We start from the raw sequence: 18,714 nt of genomic DNA, 5'->3' as shown, positions 1-18,714 counted from the left end.
ACTCAACTTATATAATCCTCATCACAACAGTTTATCTATCTAAGACCTCGCTAGATAGAGATTTGCCAATTCTGGGGCTACAGGGTTTATTTATTATTGGTTATTTATTGTTGGTTATTTGTTATTCGTTATTCGTTAAAAGACAAATAACACAAACTAAGGAAGTTCTGGTTGTTCCACAGGTCTGATAATAGTGGTTGAGGAAGAACTTTTCGGGTCAAACACTGCCTTGAGTGCCTCCTCCAGACTTTCTGCCATCACAATTTGATTTTCATACACCACAATGACCCTCGCTAAAATTGGCAGACTATTTTGTTCAGCTTCCAAATACAATGGCTCTACATACAACAGAGATTGTTCAATGGGAATCACCAATAAATTGCCTTGAATTGCCCGAGAACCCTGCCGACTCCACAGAGAAATTTGTTGGGAAATCACCGGATCTTGATTAATCCGGGCTTCCACTTGTTCGGGACCATAGATTAACCGCTGTTTAGGAAATTGATACAGCAGTAATTTGCCATAATTGTCATTATCCGCACGACCGGCTAACCAGCCGATTAAATTATTCCGACTGGTAGGAGTAAAGGGATTGAGCAAGATAAACTCTTCTGAGTCTTGGGTCGGCAGTTTCATAATCAGATAATAGGGCTGTAGTAGCTGCCGTTCATTGCCGTAAACTTCTTGAGGAATTTGCCACTGGTCTTCCCGGTTATAAAAAACCTGGGGGTCGGTCATGTGGTAGATCAGCAGGCGTTGGGATTGGATCGTAAACAAATCTTCTGGATAACGAAGATGCACCCGCAAAGCTAATGGCATCTCCTCTAAGGGTTGAAATAACCCCGGAAAAATATCTTGCCAAGTGGAGATAATTGGATCGGTCGGATCGGCGACATAGAAACCAACCGATCCATTGTAAGCATCAATCACCACTTTTACCGAGTTGCGGATATAGTTAAAGCCTTCTTCTCCCGGTTGGGAATAAGGATAGCGATCGCTCGTGGTATAAGCGTCAATAATCCAATACAAATAATTATTAACCGTTGACCCTGGACGGTTCGGTTCACCAGTGCCATTTTGACCCTGGAATAAGCTAGTGTTTGCCACCACCAAATAGGGGTCATTGTCATATTTTAAAAAAGGGGCAATTAACTGAACTCTTTCCTGAATCGTCCGCCGAAATAACACTTTAGTTTCCGGGGTAAAATTCTTGGTAAAAACCATCTGCCAATTTTTCAAATACTGAGCAAACACCAACCGGCGCCACCAAGAATTAAGAGACACCCCACCACTGCCATCATAAGTATTATAAACATTCTCATCACCACTGGGATAATCTAGCTCGCGTACCAGACTCGGTGCCATGACATAAGTATCGGTTAATTCACCGTAATAAATCCGAGGATGACTAATGGGAATACTGGCGCGAATTCGTTCGCTAGAAGTGCCTAAAAGTCCTTGGTTATCCCCAGTACCGACCCCAATATCTTTGACAAAATAATCCGGTAAACCTCCTGGACCAACGGTATTCACAGGGGAAAGAGTAAACCCATAACCGTGGGTATAAACGAGATGTTCGTTTACCCAGGTGTTCGCCGCTTCGGGAACCGCGCTGTAGTCTAATTCGCGAGCCGAAATTAAGACTTGTTGTTTTTCTGTGGTCAGCCCTTGAACACTGGGTGCTTCTTTTTTCAGAGTGTAGCGGTCAATGTCCGCATCGAAGAATTTATAATATAGACGAATTTGTTGTAACTGCCGATTGGTTTGTAGTAAAGGACGACTGTCCCACAGGCGAATATTGCGAATTGTCAGGTCATTATTTTTAATATCATTGTAGGTCAATTTTCCTTCTGGTTCAAAGGTTCGCGTTTCAATATTATCTAAGCCAAAACCCTGACGAGTAAAAGCAATACTCCTCTGAATATAGGGAGTTTCTCTCTCCAGTTCGTTGGGTTGAACCATAAACCGCTGTATTCCTGATGGCCAAAGATATTCAGCTACAACCATGACTAAAAGATAGGCAAATATGGCATATCTCAGCTTTGGGAGGCTGGAGGTTGTGCTGTTAAATGTTGATATTTTATAACGATTTTTTTGGCCATAAAAATTACTTATTTTATCCAAATTTAATCCTGTTTTTTTCAACGATTTTTTTGGGTTATATTCTAGGGATTTGCTGCTAGATTTGCCGAGAGTAATTAGCTGTAATTTGCTAAATTTAAATGTATTGGTGATTATTAACAGAAAAATCGCGATCGCACTAGCGCCAAGACTTAATATAATATATGCCGGTAGTTGAGCTTTCACATCGGTGAAACTGGCGCCATAATTTACCCCACGGTGAGAGTAAAGTAAGCGATAACAAGACAACCAATAATTTCCCGCAATACAGGCCATTAGTAAGCTAATTAATCGATATATATGGCTGCGTTCTTTTAGAGAAAAACCAGAAAAACGGCCATCACTCAAGCTATTATTTGCCAGTAAATAGTCAATAAATACCACAACAACCGCCGCAATTAATAAGCCTTTTAGCCAAAACTCTAGCAGTTCCCAAAAAGGCAGCCTAAAGATATAAAAGCTAATATCTTTATGAAACAAAGGATCGGTAACATTAAACGATATACCTTTAGCTAGTAACCAAAATTTTTCCCAATGATTAGAAAGGACAAAACCAAAACAAAGACTCAAAAAAGCCGCGATCGCCCAAAGGGTTTGAGGATAAAACAGCAGCAAAGTTGCCCCGATAAATAAGCCTAAAATTTTCGGCCAATATGGGGCATCCATTGACCCAATCATCTGCCAGATTACTTGGATATCAAAACCACGGGGGGCTGAAGAATACATCAACGGCAAACCCCCAGGCAGTTGCCAATATTTCGCGGCAGCTTGACCGTAGTATAAGACCATTAACTCGACTATTACCGCTAATCCAATCACAATCGGCAAAAGCGATCGCAGCCTCAATTGAAACTCGACATAATTAATTTCTATTCCCGTCGCTTCTACCGTTGATTGTATCAATTGTTTAGAACGTTTTTCTAGAGTAATATGTTCAGATTTCAGCCGATGAGCAATCTGTAAATTGCCCCATAGAAAAGTCATACTAACAGCAAAAACCAAGAAAAAAACAATAGTACGGGTAATAAACCTTAACCAAAAAGCCCGATAATAACCAATTTCCTGAAACCAGAGATTTTCGGTAATAATCCAGGCAAAAATATCAAAGGTTAACCAAATTCCTAATATCAAAATAATGAACGAAAAAACTCGTTTCCAAAACCAGAAAACCATGATGTATAATTGTACTTTTTAAAGTGTTAATTGTACTTTTTAACTTCTTAATTTTTAATTGTTAATTGTTGGTGTCTGGGCAGTTTCCGAATCATTCATAACCAACAAAAACCCCCACACCATAAATCTTACAATTTAAATTATAGCCTCAAATTAAATTATAACCGCCAACCTCATTGATAAACTAGGAGAGATCAAGGAGGTTGGAGGTTTTGTGCTGCTATGTCCCAATCGTAAATTGAGTATTTATTTCATTTACTAGCCGCGAATAGCAATTTCGCGATTTTTTTAAAATGAAGTCAATGAACCACTTAGCTATATTGCTCACTAGAGCAAGCATCTTCTAAATTAAACAAAGTTTGCAAAGTGGCCATCGCTTGGCGTCGAGCCTCAATATCTTGTTGTGCCCGCAGTTGTACCATTGGGTCATGCAAAATTTTATTCACAATTCCTCGCGTCAACGCTTCAATCACCTCTTGATGTTTTTCGGCGAATTCTGAACCGAGACGAGAGAGGGCTTTTTCTAATTCTTGTTCGCGAATCCCTTCGATTTTTGCTCGTAAGCTGTTAATCGTTGGCACCGTTTCCAAGCTACTCCACCAAACATCAAAGGCTTCCACTTCTTCTTCTAGGAGTATCTCTGCTTCCATCGCCATCAGGCGGCGACTTTCTTGGTTTTGGGCAACCACAGCCTTTAGGTCATCCACATTAAAGGATTGCACATTGGTCAATTCCTGGACATCGGCATCCACATTTCTAGGGACGGAAATATCAATCAACATGATCGATTTGGTCGGTTCTAAGACGGGGGCTAATTTTTCCCGGTTGAGTAATGGCTGTGTTGCTCCGGTGCTGGTAAACACGATATCTGATTGACTAATAATCGTCATCATTTCAGCCAGGGGATGCAGTTGTAGGGCTGCGTCCGGAAATTTCTGGGCGAGTTCCTGCGATCGCGCCATAGAACGGTTAACAATCGCAATCTGCTGACAGCCTTTAGCCAACAAATGTTGAACCAAAAGTCTGGACATTTTGCCCGCCCCAATAATACAAACTTTCTGGGGTTCGAGACTCTCGACCTTCATTTGGGCTAACTCAACGGCGGCAGAACTAATGGAAACGGCACCAGTGCCAATATTTGTTTCCGTGCGTACCCGTTTTCCGGCGGTAATCGCTTGTTTCAAGAGGCGATTGAGAATGCGACCCACCCCTTTATATTGTTGTCCAAGTTTGTGGGTATTTTTCACCTGAGCCAGAATTTGACCCTCACCGAGAACCAAACTATCCAGACCCGCAGCCACCCGCATCACATGAGTCACCGCATCTTCATGCAGCAGAATAAACAAATGAGGCCGCAACTTATGTAAAGGCAATTTACTATGCTCAGAAAGAAACTGCGTAATTTCCATGGCTCCGGCTTGAGTTTCCGTAGTCACCACATAAATTTCTAAGCGGTTACAGGTACTTAAAATGGCCACTTCTTCAATATGGGGATAACCTAACAAATGAGCCATCGCCTGACTCATTTGTGTTTCTGGAATACTCAGTTTTTCCCGAATTTCTACCGGCGCTGTTTTGTGGCTGAGACCTACGACTGCAATATTCATGCTTATTTTCCTGAAGTTATTCCTCTTGAAATATCGACAACAAATTTTTTAAATCATCAAAGCTCAACAGATAATCTGAAAGCCAGACTCAACCGTTCCGACACCGAGAGATATCACACCCTCAAACGGATTTATTTTATAACTTTCAGCTTAATTACTCTAAGCGAAGCCAGAAAAATCAAGCTGAAAGTTCATTATCAAATCATGCTAATCTCCCTGAATTACTTACAGATTAAGCTAAAATTTTCGGTAAATACTCAGGAATCAATTCACCATGAAAACTGGGGAATTAAGAATTATAAAATTTTGGTAAATCTGATAATTCTTAATTCTTGGCAACTGCCTTAGCGCACTTGAATGGTTTTAGGCGCTTCAAACATATGAACAGTATCGACAAACCGAGCGGTCTTAGATTGGCTGGAAATTACCAAACTTTCTGTCCGCGCACCGCCGTGGAAAAAGCGCACCCCGTTCATCAATGGGCCTGGAGTAATGCCACAAGCGGCAAACAGGACGGTTTCACCAGAAGCCAGTTCTTCAGCGTTATAGACTTTATCGGGATCGGTAATGCCCATGCTGGCCAAGCGTTCTAGATTGCTTTCTTTGCTTTCGCCAATCAAGCCAGTTTTCACTACTTCGGGATCGTAGATCAACTGTCCTTGGAAATGTCCACCCAGGGCTCGCATGGCTGCGGCAGAAATCACCCCTTCTGGGGCGGCACCAATGCCCATCAGGGCATGAATATTGGTGCCGGAGAAAGCACAGCAAATGGCGGCGGATACGTCCCCATCACTGATCAGTCGGACGCGGGCACCTGCGGCGCGGATTTCTTTAATCAATTCTTTGTGACGAGGGCGATCCATCACTACCACCACCAATTCGTCAATCGACCGATCCATACAATCGGAGAGAATCTTCAGGTTTTCTGTAGCCGACTTGCGAATATCTACATGATTTTTCGCCACCGCTGGGGCGGCAAGTTTTTTCATATAGAAGTCGGGAGCCGCAAACAAGCCACCTTTTTCGGAAATTGCCAGCACTGCCATTGAACCATTTTGGCCATATGCTACCAGGTTGGTTCCTTCGCAGGGATCGACGGCAATGTCGATTTCCACTAATTGTTCTGGGTCGCAGAAATTCTTGGCATCGGGTTGGGTGCAAATGCCCACTTCTTCACCGATGTAGAGCATCGGCGCCTCATCCCGCTCCCCTTCACCGATGACAATTTTGCCCCGCATATGAATTTTGTTCATGCGTTGGCGCATGGCTTCTACGGCCACTTGGTCAGCAGTGTTTTTTTCGCCTTTGCCCATCCAGCGAGCAGAAGCGATCGCTGCTTGTTCAACTACTTCAATAATCTCTAAACCAATTGCATTATCCATTTAGATATCTCCTAATTTCATAGCCGATTTGTCGTCGTATGTGCTGCCTACGACCGTCTAAAAGTCTATCAGAGTCAGGGGTCTTGTTTAACAAAAAACCACGAAATTCCCCGTACCTCTGTAGGGTCTAATCTTGTAGGGGTTTATATATAGCACTTCCTGGTTGGCAGGGACTCCCCGAAGTGGTCGCCCCGCACCCCCAGATGAACCTATCGAAATAACGATTTTTCCGAGCCGGCAAAAACCTCTACAAGATTAGTCTCCCCTGGGTGTGACGAGGTGCGATCGCCCCGGATGGGAATTCTTAATCTAGGATTTGTAATTTTGCGGGGGCAATGTAACGCGATCGCCGGTCAAATCAAACAACCAATCAAAACACCAATCAAAACACCAATCAAAAAACAAAAAATGGGACATTTGCTGTTTAAGCCAAGCAACTGTCCCATTTTTTCCAAACTTTAGATAGATATAAAACTCTGAGTTAAACCGAATTGCTTCTTACATAGAAGAACCAATCCCAGCATAAGCTCCGTAAAAGAAAAGACCCACCACGGCAATTACACCAAGACCAGCGACGGTAGCGACGAGCCACAAAGGAATTCTTCCTGGTTCAGACACAGCTTGTACCTCTTTAATTCATGCCTAACAAAAACAACGTTACATCGAGCGTCTTTGATCTCCAGAAATCAAGAGATTAATCAAGAGATTAAAGATAGTTTGATAGTTTCACAGAGAGTGAAATAGAGCCAGTGAAATAGAGCCGGTCAAATAGAGCAAAGGTTGCTAGTTTTCTCGACTGGTTTGCGCCAATGATTTAGGCATTTATTTGAGGAATTATCCTGGGAGACAATTCCTGACCAGTCGAGTCACTTGCGCGACCACCGCTCAAAAGTTCAACCCAGAATCACTACTTAGTTAAAGAAGTAACTGGAGAATAAAACTCCCAGCACAAAAATCAGTAGCAGACCCAGGTAAAGGGAAGTTCTGTTGAGTTCAACTGGTTGGTTATTACTGTTTTGATTACGTTCTAAGGGCATGATTTTTTACCGTTGAATAAACTGCATAGCGGCGATCGCGCCTAGAAAGAATACCGTTGGGACGCCGAGGGTATGAACCGCCAGCCAGCGAACGGTAAAAATTGGGTAACTAATTGGCTCGTTAGTGTTTTGAGTTGCCATAACTTCTGCTTCCTTAAATTTAATTACTTACCAATGAATTCTTCGACTTGTTGTTTTGCATTAAAACGGTCTTGCACAATTGGCAATTCCAAACGATCTTGAGTATAGTATTCATTTGGGCGGGGAGTGCCGAAAGCATCATAAGCCAAACCAGTGCTCACAAACAGCCAACCGGCGATAAATAATGCCGGGATGGTGATGCTGTGAATCACCCAATAACGAATACTTGTAATAATGTCACCAAATGGACGCTCACCAGTTACTCCAGACATTGAAGAATCCTCCTCTTATCTCCAAAAACTCACAAATTAGCTTTTCTGTTTTCAGCGCTCGGCTTTTTAGGATTTTAACCTGTAAGCGATCGCTCTTGAAGATCAATTTTCCGTCGATAATTTCCTGAACCTTTTCTCCAGGCGGGTGGATCAAGGCTATGGTGAAAAATCTATCATAACTTGGCTTGAGATCAACCGATGATGCCATCGCTGGCAACTCAAAGCCGAGTCTTGATTCGGATTTTTACTAAGCATTTTTACCCTGTGGATACGGAAGTCGGGAAAAATTCGGCAAAAATTCGGGAAAAATTTCTGCCCCGGTTTTTGCCCCGGTTTTTGCCCTGGTTCCAGTTTTTGCCCGTCCATAAATGGGATTCAGGCCGTTTCCGGGGCTTTTTGATATTTTAATAGCAACCCGTTCTGACCAATCACAAATCCTTGCTCAGGAGATAGAAAGACAATCTTGTAAAAATTTGAAGGCAAATTTTCTACCGCCTGATCTTTTTGCCAGGTTTGTCCCCCATCAAGACTGCAAAGTAAATTGCCACTGCCACCGGAAACCCAAATTTCTTCTGGAGTTCGGTAACTTAAATCCAACAATCCCCAGCTTGTGGCAAACTCAGGGAAAATCGGTTCCTGCCAAAAATCAGGTGCTTCTAAGTCGCTAAAGGAAATAGTCCCAGTCTCTTTGGGTTGGGTAAATTGAATCTCTCCACCTCGGGCTAACAACCACAACCGGCCATCTTGTCCAAATCCCATACTCTGAAGACGACGAGAACTGGTGCGATTATGCTGTACCCAAGCCGGTTGACCCGGTTCCCAGGTAGAGTAGAAGTTTCCTTTGGCGGATACGGCAATATATCGACCATCCGGGGTGCGATCGACGCTACGCATCACACCGACAGCGGAAGCGACTAACCCTTGCCAGGTTTTGCCTGCATCTTCCGTGCGATAAATCGCGCCGATATTCGTCAGCATTTCCGCTTGTTTGTCACCTAGGGCAACAATCTTCAGGGGGTCTCCCGGCAATTTCTTGTCCAAAGGAATTTGCTCCCAGGATTTTCCTTCATCGGTAGTATGAAGCATGATTGCCGGTTCCCCAACAATCCATCCTTCTTCACCAGAAAAACTCACGGATGTGAAGCGATAATTGTCGCTATCTAAACTCAGACCGATTTTCTGCCAAGTCTCCCCTGCATCGGTACTTTCGAGTAAAGTAGACTCGGCTCCCACCAACCACCCATGTTTACCATTGTTGGTGAAACCAATATCCAGCAGGTTAACTTGACTGGGAACATATACGGGGTGCCAAGGGTTGTAACTCAGTGATGGAGCATATTTACATCCAGCACAGAGCAGCACAACTGCCAACAAGCCGACAATTCTTTGCCAATGTTTCAAGATCGATTTCATTACGGTTAAATTTCGCTCTGCATTATTTGCCAAATCACGCAAAATAAATTTTCCGAGAATTTCATCTGGTTGATTTGTTCACCAGTGAATTTTCTTAAGCCTGAGTTGAAGTGATGAAAATCACCGCGCTACTAGCCTGACCGCTTCGATTGCGCTACCCACCAACAGTCAATCACTGGAATTCACATTCCAAAACACATTCTCTAATTTAAGCTATAGAGGCTGAGGAAAAATAAGACTCCCAACCCCAATGCGCCAAAAATGAGTACATTCTTGATTCCCGGAGTTAAAACATTGACTCCTAAACCATAATTGTAATTTTCTTTAAATCCCGAGGCAGTGCCAGCCGGCCCGATATTCGCAAAGGCGGAAGTTTTTGCCCCACAGACAGGACAGCGCCATGACACCGGCAATTCTGTAAATGGTGTGTTGGCCTCCACCTTACTGCGGGCATCCCCTTTTTCCGGTTCATAAATATATCCGCAGGCGCGGCATTCATACCGATCTAGGTTGACTGGTTCTATGACTTCGCTGCTCATGGCTACTCAAAAAAATGCGATTGTGGCAAATCTTAAAATATATGTAACAGATTATGACAAAGATTGGTGTACCGCAAGTGTTTGGCAAAAATCTGTTTAATTTTATTTGTTATTTATTATTAATTATTTGTTATTTGTTATTTGCTATTTTTATGGGGGGCTTCGGGTGCGGGGGGCAGGGGGGCTTCTGGCAAATAGCGAATCACTAACAACGAATAACTAATGACAAAGATAAAAAAATGCAACGAGCTAAAAGAGACGATGCCGATCAACAAGCACCAGGATTATGTAAAAATGTAAACGAATCAAATCCTGAAGTCCTGTCACTTTATAGATATTTATTGTGTTTGTCCTTAGCGGCTACGAGTATTTACTAGGCTTTCTGCTAGTTTGCAGTTTAGTCCCAATTGTTGCCTTGGGTGCATCGAAGCTCTTGCGCCCTAAAGGGACTTCTTTAGAACGGCGGACGACTTATGAATCCGGGATTGAGCCTTTTAGTGGTGCCTGGATTCAGTTCAACATTCGCTACTATATGTTCGCCCTGGTGTTTGTTGTCTTTGATGTAGAAACGGTTTTTCTATATCCCTGGGCGGTGGCGTTCCATAAACTGGGACTCTTGGCGTTTATTGAAGCCTTGATATTTATTGCAATTTTAATCATTGCACTGGTTTACGCATGGCGAAAAGGAGCTTTGGAATGGTCTTAAAAACGCCCATGAATGACGAAAAATATATTATGAACCCAATTGAGCGACCCCAGGTCACTCAAGAGCTTTCAGAAAATGTCGTGTTGACGACCCTGGATGATCTTTATAATTGGGCGCGGTTATCGAGTCTGTGGCCTTTGATGTATGGTACGGCTTGTTGTTTTATTGAGTTTGCGGCGATGATCGGCTCGCGGTTTGACTTTGACCGTTTTGGTCTGGTTCCCCGTTGTAGCCCTAGACAAGCGGATTTGTTGATTACTGCTGGGACGATTACGATGAAGTATGCGCCGACTTTGGTGAAACTTTATGAGCAAATGCCGGAACCGAAGTATGTGATCGCGATGGGTGCTTGCACGATTACCGGGGGAATGTTTAGTATGGATTCTCCTACGGCAGTGCGCGGGGTGGATAAGTTGATTCCGGTGGATGTGTATATTCCAGGATGTCCTCCCCGTCCAGAAGCGATTATGGATGCGATCGTGAAGCTGCGGAAAAAGGTGGCGAATGAGTCGATCCAAGAACGGGGAATGTTGCAACAAACTCATCGTTACCATACGACGAAGCATCAAATGAAGGCGGTTTCGCCGATTTTGACGGGTCAGTATTTGCAGACTGAATCGAGACAGGTGCCACCGAAGCAGTTGACGGAAGCGATGGGTATGCCTGTGCCTCCGGCCCTGAAGTCGGCTCAGTCGGCGCAAAAACAGGAGGTGAAACGTGGCTGAAGAGAAGAATACTCCGATCGCTGAAGCCTCTAGTGTGCCAGTGGCATCTCCGGGTAAGGTATCCCAATGGTTAACCCAGAATGGTTTTCAACATGAGTCTTTGGGCAACGATCATTCCGGGGTAGAGATGATCAAGGTTGACCGAGATTTCTTAATTCCTCTGGCAACCGCTCTCTATGCTTATGGGTTTAATTATCTCCAATGTCAATGTGGCTATGATGTTGGCCCTGGGGAAGATTTGGTGAGTATGTACCATTTGGTGAAGGTGAAGGATAATGTCACTGAGCCAGAGGAGGTGCGGGTGAAGGTTTTCTTGCCCAGAGAAGACCCCAGAGTGCCTTCGGTTTATTGGATCTGGAAGGCGGCAGATTTCCAAGAACGGGAGTCTTATGATATGTACGGGATTGTGTATGAAGGACATCCCAACCTGAAACGAATTTTGATGAATGAGGATTGGGTGGGTTGGCCTTTACGCAAGGATTATATTTCCCCAGATTTTTACGAGTTACAAGACGCTTATTAAGCGGATATTCTTGTGGCTTTTCGCCCCCTTTCCCTTGCGGAAAGGGGGTTTTGTGTTTTTTGTCCACAACCTCTGTAGGGGTCCGCGCATTCCGACAGTAAATCTATGCTTTTAACCCAAAAATATCTGCCGGAATGCGCGGACCCTCTAGTAGAGTTCATATTTCATTAGCTGACAGGGCAATGTGCCGTTAAATACTGCCGTCCGTTGCGATGATTTGAGTCCAATGGATTTGGCGAGTTCTTTGTTGCCACTGAGGATGAAGGCTGTCCAGCCTTTGAACCGTTGTTTGAGGATGTCTCCTAGTTGTTTGTAAAATTCCCCTAGGTCACGATCGCGCCCTAAGCGTTCTCCATAAGGAGGATTGCAGAATAACACTCCACTGTCTCCAGGGGCAGCTATTTCATTTAAGTCTAGTTGAGAAAAATAGACTTGATCGAGGACGCCGCAGTTGGTGGCATTGGCGATCGCCTGTTCGATCATTTTCGGATCCCCATCGCTGCCCCAAATTGGTGCGGGAAGCTGATCCAGTTGGCTGTCTTCCGCTTCTTGAATCAGTTTTTCCAACACTGAGGGGTCAAAGTCTCGCCAAGTTTCAAAGCCAAAGCTTTCCCGAAATAGTCCGGGGGCGACGTTGAGGGCTTTTAAACAGGCTTCTAGGGGTAAAGTGCCGGAACCACAGAGGGGATCGTAGAACATAAGGTCGGGTTGCCACCCGGACATTTGAATTAGGGCAGCGGCTAAAGATTCTTTTAAGGGGGCGGCCCCAACTGCCGGACGATAACCTCGACGGTGCAGACTGTTGCCGGAACTATCGAGGCTTAGGGTACAGATATCGCGATCGATATGCACGGAGATTCGCAAATCTGCGGCTTCCGTGTCTACATTGGATCGATCGCCAAATTCCTGCATTTGTTGGTCTACGATCGCATTTTTCACCTGAAGGGCGGTGAAATGAGTGTGGTTGAGGCGATCGCTTTTCCCGGTGGCTTTGACCGCTAGGGTCAAGTCTGGAGTCAGATAGTTTGACCAGTCAATGGTTTGGATGTGGCGATAGAGTTCTTGGGCGTCTTGACAGCGAAATTCATCAAGTTTCATTAAGATGCGGAAGGGTAAGCGAGCCCATAGATTTACTCGGTAAAGTAAGGTGCGATCGCCCCTAAAAGCAACCCCACAAAATCCCGGTTCTACAGAATGCGCCCCCAAGTTTTCTAACTCTTGGGCTGCCAGGGTTTCTAACCCTCTGGCAACTGTTGCAAAATATTGATTCATTAAAATGTACCGAATTGCGATTCTGTGCTCACCGGAGTAATGCACCCAATCGCCATGATGAGCAATATATAGAATATCGCGATTCTCTTCGGAGTTGGTTCGCTCCGGCCAGACTGTCACTGATTCTTGATAATCTTTGCTTCAAACCGATTTAAACCATTTTGAGAAAAGCAGTTAATTAAAACAGATCGCGATCGCCTTTTTTCCCATTTTTTCCCAGATGTCAATTGCGGGAGCGATCGATTCTGGGTTAAAATTTTGCGTAAGGTGTGGCATCCCATGATTGTCTGACTTTCCCAGAAAATGCGATCGATGCCATCAAAAATGAAAAAATCTGCAAAAATATGAAAACTATACCTAAACTAATGGCGAGCGCGCTATCACTTTTTGGGGCGATCGTTTTCTTTGCTTGTGCCGCACCAAGTCAAGTCAATTGTGCTAATATAGATCATTGGTCGAGAACAAATCCCCCACTTAACCAGACCCATATATTCTGTGGGGAGTGGAGTCAAAACCGGCCTAAAGGATTTCATTCCCGACCCGGTGGAGTTACCCCCAATACGGTGGAAAACTTTCAAATTACTCAGTCAGCCAATAGCCAAGGAATTTACGGCGGAACCTGGAATTATTCCGGCCATTCTAACCAGAGAAAATTCTCCACCATGTTTCCAGATAGCTGCACGCAAACTCAAGTTTTAAACTCAATTATCTACGCCGCTACCCATCAACAAAATTGCCCATCAAATGCACCTAGGTGGGCTTGGTGTGGTCCTAATGCGCCAAGCGCTAACGCCGACAACTATTGTAAGAGTGATAATAATCGTTTATTTACAATAGCAGGCGCTTTCTTAAGCGATGGCCAAATTAACACGGCATTTCCTTTAAGATAGTCTTTAAAGTTATCTGATTTGGACGACTTTATTGACTTTTTGATCGTCTATTATTACCGTCAAACATTATGTCTAAAACTGCTTTTACCTGGCCGGGACACCGAAAAAATGACCCGGCTCATCTTCGGCTTTCCGAGTTTTTAATTATGGATATTCAGCACAGTCCTGAATGGGCTAGAGATTTACTGGATAAAATTACTTTAATTCAATCCGGTAGTTTACAAACCTGGCAAAGAATTGGTAATGCTTTTTGCCTTATTTTATCTTATGAAGGGGCAACAATTGAGGATTTAATTGATGAAAGTAATCCGCCAGAAACTGTTTTAATAGAAGAATTTCATCAAGCAGCGATCGCCTGGTTACAACACACAGAAATGTTATCACAATCCGAACTAATTGATAATTAACAATTTTTAGTTGATGGTTGATGGTTGATGGTTGATGGTTGTTTGTTGGTGGGTAAGGATTCTTTTGTTGGTGGTTGTAGCCATCAACCATCAACAATTAACCATATAATCCCTACCCATCAACCATCAACCATCAACAAACAACAAACAACCATCAACCATCAACAAATAACCATCAACAAACAACCATCAACCATCAACCATCAACAAACAACCATCAACCATCGGTGACGAGTTACTTTTGATTCACCACCTCATTCATATAATTAGCCCAAACTTGCGCCGCTTGGCCACTACTGCCGGAAGTGGGACTATTGTCATCGTTGCCCAGCCAAACGCTAGTGACAAAATGTTGGCGGGGCAAATAGCCCACAAACCAAAGGTCTACGCCATTGTTGGTGGTGCCGGTTTTGCCCGCTTCTTCTCCCAAACCGATCGCCGCACTTCTGCCCGTACCACTTTGCACCACCCCTTGTAACATTCGCGTCATAGTATCCGCCACCTCTGGGGAGAGGACTTGCCGGTTGGCTTCGGGGCTTTGTCCATATTCATAGATGACGCGGCAGGTTTCTGGGTTATTCGGATCCTTGCAATCACTGCTATCTAAAATTCGCTTAATCCCATGAGCAGAGTTGAATTTTCCACCATTGGCTAATGCCGTTAATGCTCCGGTCATTTCTAACACGGTGACTTCACTTTGACCCAAAACCAAGCCCGGTACGGGATTGAGGTCGCTTTTAATCCCCAGTTCTCTGGCTTGACGCACGACGTTATTTAAGCCGACTTGTTGGGCAACCCGCAAGGCAACGGAATTTTCTGATTGGGCGATCGCTTGCCACATATCGATAAATCCACTGCTGCGTTCGCAAGGGGAAAAGGAAACCCCTTCCCAGACCAATGCGGCACAAGAATAGGTGGTATTCGGGGAAATTCCTTCTTCTAAAGCCGCAGTATAGGCAAAAATTTTAAAGGTCGATCCCGGTTGACGTAATGCTTGAGTAGCCCGATTAAATTGACTGATTTGATAGTCTACCCCTCCCGCTAAAGCCAAAATTTCCCCGGTTCGGGAGTCTACGGTGGCGATCGCCCCTTGCTCAAAGCCATAAATACCACCCATTTCGGCTACGGAATTTTTCAGGCTGTTCTCGGCTTTGGCTTGGATCTTCGGGTCTAAACCTGTTTCCACGATAAAATTACCTTCTCTGGCTAGACCCACCCCTAGCAAAGACTCCAATTCCTCAAACACATAACTATAGAAATAAGGGGCAATGGTGTTGCCAATAATTTCTTTGGCTTTGGAATGCACAGAAATCCGCGATCGGCGGGCGCGATCGGCTTCTTCTTGGCTAATCATGCCCAATTTCAGCATCCGATAGATCACACCATCGCGGTATTTCACCGCCAAAGAATAATTTTGCACCGGGTTAAACGCATTCGGGGCAGGCAACATTCCCACCAAAGTTGCCGCCTCGGATAAATTGAGATTTCGGGCGGACTTGCCAAAGTAAAACTGGGCCGCATCCTCAAATCCATAGAGGTCAATGCCCAAATAGACTCGATTTAAATAAGCCAGCAGTAGATCGTTCTTGCCATAAAATGTTTCTAACTTCAAGGCCACCAAGGCTTCTCGGAGTTTGCGCCCCGCAGAATCTTGAGTCCCTACATACTCCCGAAATAGACTCCGGGCCAACTGTTGTGTTAGGGTACTCGCCCCTTGGCTAATGCTGCCTCCGCTTAAATTCACCAATACCGCCCGGGTAACGCCAATCGGATCGACCCCCAAGTGCCAATAAAACCGGCTATCTTCCGAAGCAATTAAGGCTTTTGACAAATAGGGGGAAAACTCTTCTAATCGTTTGATTTCTCGGTGAGCATGGCTATAAGACGGACGTAGTGGGGTTTGTCCGTCCCGAGCATAGACCACCACAGGCCCAGAAATCGATGTGGGCAAGGGTTTGACCGAGACTTTTTGCCACGCGATCGCGATCGATAATCCGAATAACGCACTTATGCCGGTGAAGCCGTACAGGGACCAGCGCAACATCAGGATATACCACGGTGGCGGATTCACATATTTAATTTGGACTGCATCCGCTAATTCCGGAGGGCCGAGACTAAACACCGCCCCATGTTCCAGGACTATTTTCGTAATCCGTCGTTTACCCTGATACACACCGTTGGTTGACTTCTCATCTTTCAGGATAAATGGGGCATAACGCTGCTGAGAATTCCGACTTAAAGATAGATGAACTTGACTCACCAGTGGATTCCGCACCACAATATCACTGGTTTTGGACGATCGCCCCAACAAGTAGCGATCGCCCAGCAAAGGATAAACCTCTGGTTTATTAGCATTGGGTTCAGAAATCCACAATTCCGGGACTTTAGCATTCGGTTTCAGCTTCAGCTTTCCCATCACTTGGGCGTGAACTGTTTGCACCGCTTGGGTGACAACATTCAGAATCGTTTTGGGTCTTTGGGGGGGTGGTGGGGTCATATCCTCTGAAAATTCAGCGACTAACGATTGAGTATGAGGTTTGCTTGATCTCAATTTTAAGGCTTAGAGATCGGGCAACGACCAGATCGCGATCGGCAAAAAAGCCAAAAAAAGCTAATCGGATACTCAAATGAGCAGCGATTCCCTACGGGACGCTTCGCGATCGCTACAAAGATATCAGCCATTTTTCCTGAAAAGCGACTAAAAAATGTCCTAATTTCCTAAATATTCCGTTAACATTGAATTTACAAATTCTTCTTCTGTCTGTCCCTCCGCAATAATATGTAACCGAATCATCGCCGTGGTCTTCCTCCAATAATATTTTTATTCCAGATTTCAGACAAAGAATACTCAGCTAACCAATCTTCAAGCTTAGACTCTTCTAATCTAGAAAAATAAGATTTCCCATCTTTCCGTTCTACGACAATAATATCTTCAGGCTCAAAACAATCAATCAATAGAGGAGACTGAGTAGCTAAAATCACTTGACTATAATGGGACACACTCTTGATCAAGCCACCAATAATATTAATCGCATAAGGATGTAAACCCAACTCAGGTTCATCCAAAATTAAAACTTCAGGTAAATTATCTGGTGGTTGTAACAAGAGAGTCAGTAAGGCGATCGTTCTTAATGTTCCATCGGAGACTTGATGGGCGCTAAACACTAAATCTGTATCTCGTTCACTCCATTGTAACATCACCGAATTGTTAATTGGTTCCAAAACAAAATCGGCAAAAAAAGGCGCAATTTGCTGCTTTCTACAATGATTTTATAATAGATGGGTTCTGTTTCTTTCAGCCGCAACAGAAAAGGGGCTAAATTTGCCGCATCTTCACGCAGATATCGGCTATCCTCAATATTCCATCTTTGGCGAACTCGCGCTGTATCTGAAGTGTTATGAAACTGATATACGGCACAACCTTGCATTAGCCTAAAAATTGTTCTAGCCGTTGGATCGCCTAAATTATTTAGATCAATTAATTTGGCTTCTTTATGACCGGCATCTAATAAAGTCCAATCAGCCAATCCATTAAAAGTATTCCGAGAAAATCGATAGCGTTCATCAGCAAAGATTAAAGTATCCGGTGCCCCATGAAATAGCCGACAAAAGTATTCACTTCTGCCCGCTTCGGTTTCAAAATGAAATTCAGCTTCCATTTGTGGAGTCACAGACGCACCATTAAAAAGTAAAGAATTTGCGCCTCCCGCTTGGCCAATAAAAAATTTCAATTTCCCCGGAGATTGCATCATCCATCGCAATAATTTAAACCCAGAAATTAAATTAGACTTACCCGCACCATTAGCGCCAATTAAAATATTTACTGGCTTTAAATATAAGTCTAATTCTTTAATTGACTTATATCAATTTATTCTTAAAAAAATTAACATAGCCACTCTATCTAATATTAACCAAGCTAAATCAATTAATCTTGTTTAGTTATATTGGAAATTTTTTGTTGTTGGGTCTTTTTAATTTTTTCTGTAGGATGAGGCATAAAAATACTCAGCAAAATTAAACAAATAATCCCCAGGTTAATCGAAACATCAGCTACATTAAAAATCGGAAAGTTAATCAGCTTGAAGTGTAAAAAGTCCACCACTTCTCCGGCAACAAAGCGGTCAATCCCATTGCCCAAAGCCCCGGCTAAAATCAACCCATAACCTGCTTGTTCCCAGGGATTAAATCTTGGGCCAAAGCAGGCTAACGCGATTAATCCTAAACTAACCGCTAAAGACAGCCAACGCAACCAAGCAGCACCAGGAAAAAGACTAAATGCGGCGCCGGGATTGGTGACATAAGTAAAGTGAAACACATCGGGCCATAAGGCCCAACTTTCTTTAAACTCAAAGTTTTGCACCACCCAATATTTAGTAAATCGGTCAAATCCCAAACTAATCAAAGCCGCGATCCAAAATACGCTATTTTTAAATTTCATATTTAATTGCATCATTTTCTCCATAATTCAAAGTTAACAAATTGCATTTAGGGGTGATTTACCCAAAT

At 43.8% G+C, this 18,714-nt stretch carries 20 protein-coding genes; 6 read left to right on the top strand and 14 right to left on the bottom strand.

Translation table 11 applies throughout. The features are described from left to right. Nucleotides 1-156: 156 nt before the first annotated feature. Both ABWT76_RS29840 and ABWT76_RS29835 read right to left on the bottom strand, forming a co-directional pair. Nucleotides 157-3,294: a UPF0182 family protein gene (locus ABWT76_RS29840; RefSeq protein WP_354635390.1), complete on the bottom strand. Its 3,138-nt coding sequence runs from the start codon at nt 3,292-3,294 to the stop codon at nt 157-159. 311 nt (nt 3,295-3,605) lie between these two features. Continuing rightward, nucleotides 3,606-4,901: a glutamyl-tRNA reductase gene (locus tag ABWT76_RS29835; protein ID WP_054467905.1), complete on the bottom strand. Its 1,296-nt coding sequence runs from the start codon at nt 4,899-4,901 to the stop codon at nt 3,606-3,608. On the opposite strand from ABWT76_RS29835, the gene ABWT76_RS29830 reads away from it, so the two are divergent. Then, nucleotides 4,872-5,249, top strand: a complete 378-nt coding sequence (locus tag ABWT76_RS29830) for a hypothetical protein (protein ID WP_156331888.1) — start codon at nt 4,872-4,874, stop codon at nt 5,247-5,249. The genes ABWT76_RS29835 and ABWT76_RS29830 overlap by 30 nt on opposite strands. Here the strand turns inward: ABWT76_RS29830 and glpX are convergent. The 7 genes from glpX to ABWT76_RS29795 form a co-directional block, all read right to left on the bottom strand. After that, on the bottom strand, nt 5,246-6,283 hold the full coding sequence (glpX, locus tag ABWT76_RS29825; RefSeq protein ID WP_054467906.1) for a class II fructose-bisphosphatase: 1,038 nt from the start codon (nt 6,281-6,283) through the stop codon (nt 5,246-5,248). The two genes, ABWT76_RS29830 and glpX, sit on opposite strands and share 4 nt — an antisense overlap. Nucleotides 6,284-6,781: 498 nt before the next feature. Then, nucleotides 6,782-6,901 carry a photosystem II reaction center protein J gene (locus ABWT76_RS29820; RefSeq protein WP_072160836.1) on the bottom strand — a complete coding sequence of 40 codons (120 nt, stop codon included), beginning with the start codon at nt 6,899-6,901 and terminating at the stop codon, nt 6,782-6,784. Nucleotides 6,902-7,194: 293 nt separating this feature from the next. Next, on the bottom strand, nt 7,195-7,320 hold the full coding sequence (locus ABWT76_RS29815) for a photosystem II reaction center protein L (RefSeq protein WP_072160837.1): 126 nt from the start codon (nt 7,318-7,320) through the stop codon (nt 7,195-7,197). A 6-nt stretch (nt 7,321-7,326) separates the two neighbouring features. Beyond that, the gene (gene psbF, locus ABWT76_RS29810) at nt 7,327-7,461 is read right to left on the bottom strand and encodes a cytochrome b559 subunit beta (RefSeq protein ID WP_054467908.1); all 135 of its coding nucleotides are present in this window, start codon (nt 7,459-7,461) and stop codon (nt 7,327-7,329) included. A 23-nt stretch (nt 7,462-7,484) separates the two neighbouring features. Continuing rightward, a complete protein-coding gene (psbE, locus tag ABWT76_RS29805; RefSeq protein ID WP_054467910.1) occupies nt 7,485-7,733 on the bottom strand; it encodes a cytochrome b559 subunit alpha in 249 nt (82 codons plus the stop codon). Between the two features lie 375 nt (nt 7,734-8,108). Further along, nucleotides 8,109-9,146: a photosynthesis system II assembly factor Ycf48 gene (locus ABWT76_RS29800; protein WP_054467915.1), complete on the bottom strand. Its 1,038-nt coding sequence runs from the start codon at nt 9,144-9,146 to the stop codon at nt 8,109-8,111. A 203-nt stretch (nt 9,147-9,349) separates the two neighbouring features. Continuing rightward, a complete protein-coding gene (locus ABWT76_RS29795) occupies nt 9,350-9,685 on the bottom strand; it encodes a rubredoxin (protein ID WP_054467918.1) in 336 nt (111 codons plus the stop codon). A 343-nt stretch (nt 9,686-10,028) separates the two neighbouring features. Between ABWT76_RS29795 and ndhC the strand changes: the two genes are divergently transcribed. Genes ndhC through ABWT76_RS29780 form a run of 3 tightly spaced genes read left to right on the top strand, consistent with a single transcriptional unit; the run spans nt 10,029 to nt 11,639 of the window. Next, nucleotides 10,029-10,391, top strand: a complete 363-nt coding sequence (gene ndhC / locus ABWT76_RS29790) for a photosynthetic/respiratory NAD(P)H-quinone oxidoreductase subunit C (RefSeq protein ID WP_054467920.1) — start codon at nt 10,029-10,031, stop codon at nt 10,389-10,391. Then, nucleotides 10,382-11,116: a photosynthetic/respiratory NAD(P)H-quinone oxidoreductase subunit K gene (gene ndhK, locus ABWT76_RS29785; protein ID WP_054467922.1), complete on the top strand. Its 735-nt coding sequence runs from the start codon at nt 10,382-10,384 to the stop codon at nt 11,114-11,116. The genes ndhC and ndhK overlap by 10 nt, the downstream gene beginning before the upstream one ends. Beyond that, entirely contained in the window at nt 11,109-11,639 is a 531-nt protein-coding gene (locus ABWT76_RS29780; protein ID WP_369817770.1) for an NAD(P)H-quinone oxidoreductase subunit J, read from the top strand. Before ndhK ends, ABWT76_RS29780 begins: the two co-directional genes overlap by 8 nt. A gap of 147 nt (nt 11,640-11,786) precedes the next feature. Here ABWT76_RS29780 and ABWT76_RS29775 read toward each other — a convergent pair whose 3' ends face one another. Then, nucleotides 11,787-12,911, bottom strand: a complete 1,125-nt coding sequence (locus ABWT76_RS29775) for a class I SAM-dependent RNA methyltransferase (protein WP_054467976.1) — start codon at nt 12,909-12,911, stop codon at nt 11,787-11,789. A 365-nt stretch (nt 12,912-13,276) separates the two neighbouring features. Between ABWT76_RS29775 and ABWT76_RS29770 the strand changes: the two genes are divergently transcribed. After that, nucleotides 13,277-13,801, top strand: coding sequence for an EndoU domain-containing protein (locus ABWT76_RS29770; protein WP_190879482.1), 525 nt, complete (start codon nt 13,277-13,279; stop codon nt 13,799-13,801). A gap of 68 nt (nt 13,802-13,869) precedes the next feature. Next, nucleotides 13,870-14,208, top strand: coding sequence for a hypothetical protein (locus ABWT76_RS29765; protein WP_190879480.1), 339 nt, complete (start codon nt 13,870-13,872; stop codon nt 14,206-14,208). Between the two features lie 235 nt (nt 14,209-14,443). Here the strand turns inward: ABWT76_RS29765 and ABWT76_RS29760 are convergent, their stop codons facing one another. From ABWT76_RS29760 to lspA, 4 genes are all read right to left on the bottom strand, one after another. After that, nucleotides 14,444-16,705, bottom strand: coding sequence for a PBP1A family penicillin-binding protein (locus ABWT76_RS29760; RefSeq protein WP_190879511.1), 2,262 nt, complete (start codon nt 16,703-16,705; stop codon nt 14,444-14,446). Nucleotides 16,706-16,998: 293 nt separating this feature from the next. Next, nucleotides 16,999-17,430, bottom strand: a complete 432-nt coding sequence (locus ABWT76_RS29755; protein WP_354635389.1) for an AAA family ATPase — start codon at nt 17,428-17,430, stop codon at nt 16,999-17,001. Further along, nucleotides 17,406-17,987, bottom strand: coding sequence for a hypothetical protein (locus ABWT76_RS29750; protein WP_231636860.1), 582 nt, complete (start codon nt 17,985-17,987; stop codon nt 17,406-17,408). Before ABWT76_RS29750 ends, ABWT76_RS29755 begins: the two co-directional genes overlap by 25 nt. 146 nt (nt 17,988-18,133) lie before the next feature. Further along, nucleotides 18,134-18,661, bottom strand: coding sequence for a signal peptidase II (gene lspA, locus ABWT76_RS29745; RefSeq protein ID WP_375341518.1), 528 nt, complete (start codon nt 18,659-18,661; stop codon nt 18,134-18,136). Nucleotides 18,662-18,714 lie beyond the last annotated feature (53 nt).

It is taken from the genome of Planktothricoides raciborskii GIHE-MW2, assembly GCF_040564635.1.
Lineage (GTDB): Bacteria > Cyanobacteriota > Cyanobacteriia > Cyanobacteriales > Laspinemataceae > Planktothricoides > Planktothricoides raciborskii.
The sequence above is the reverse complement of the archived record's forward strand: the minus strand, read 5'-3'. Positions and strand labels throughout refer to the sequence as shown.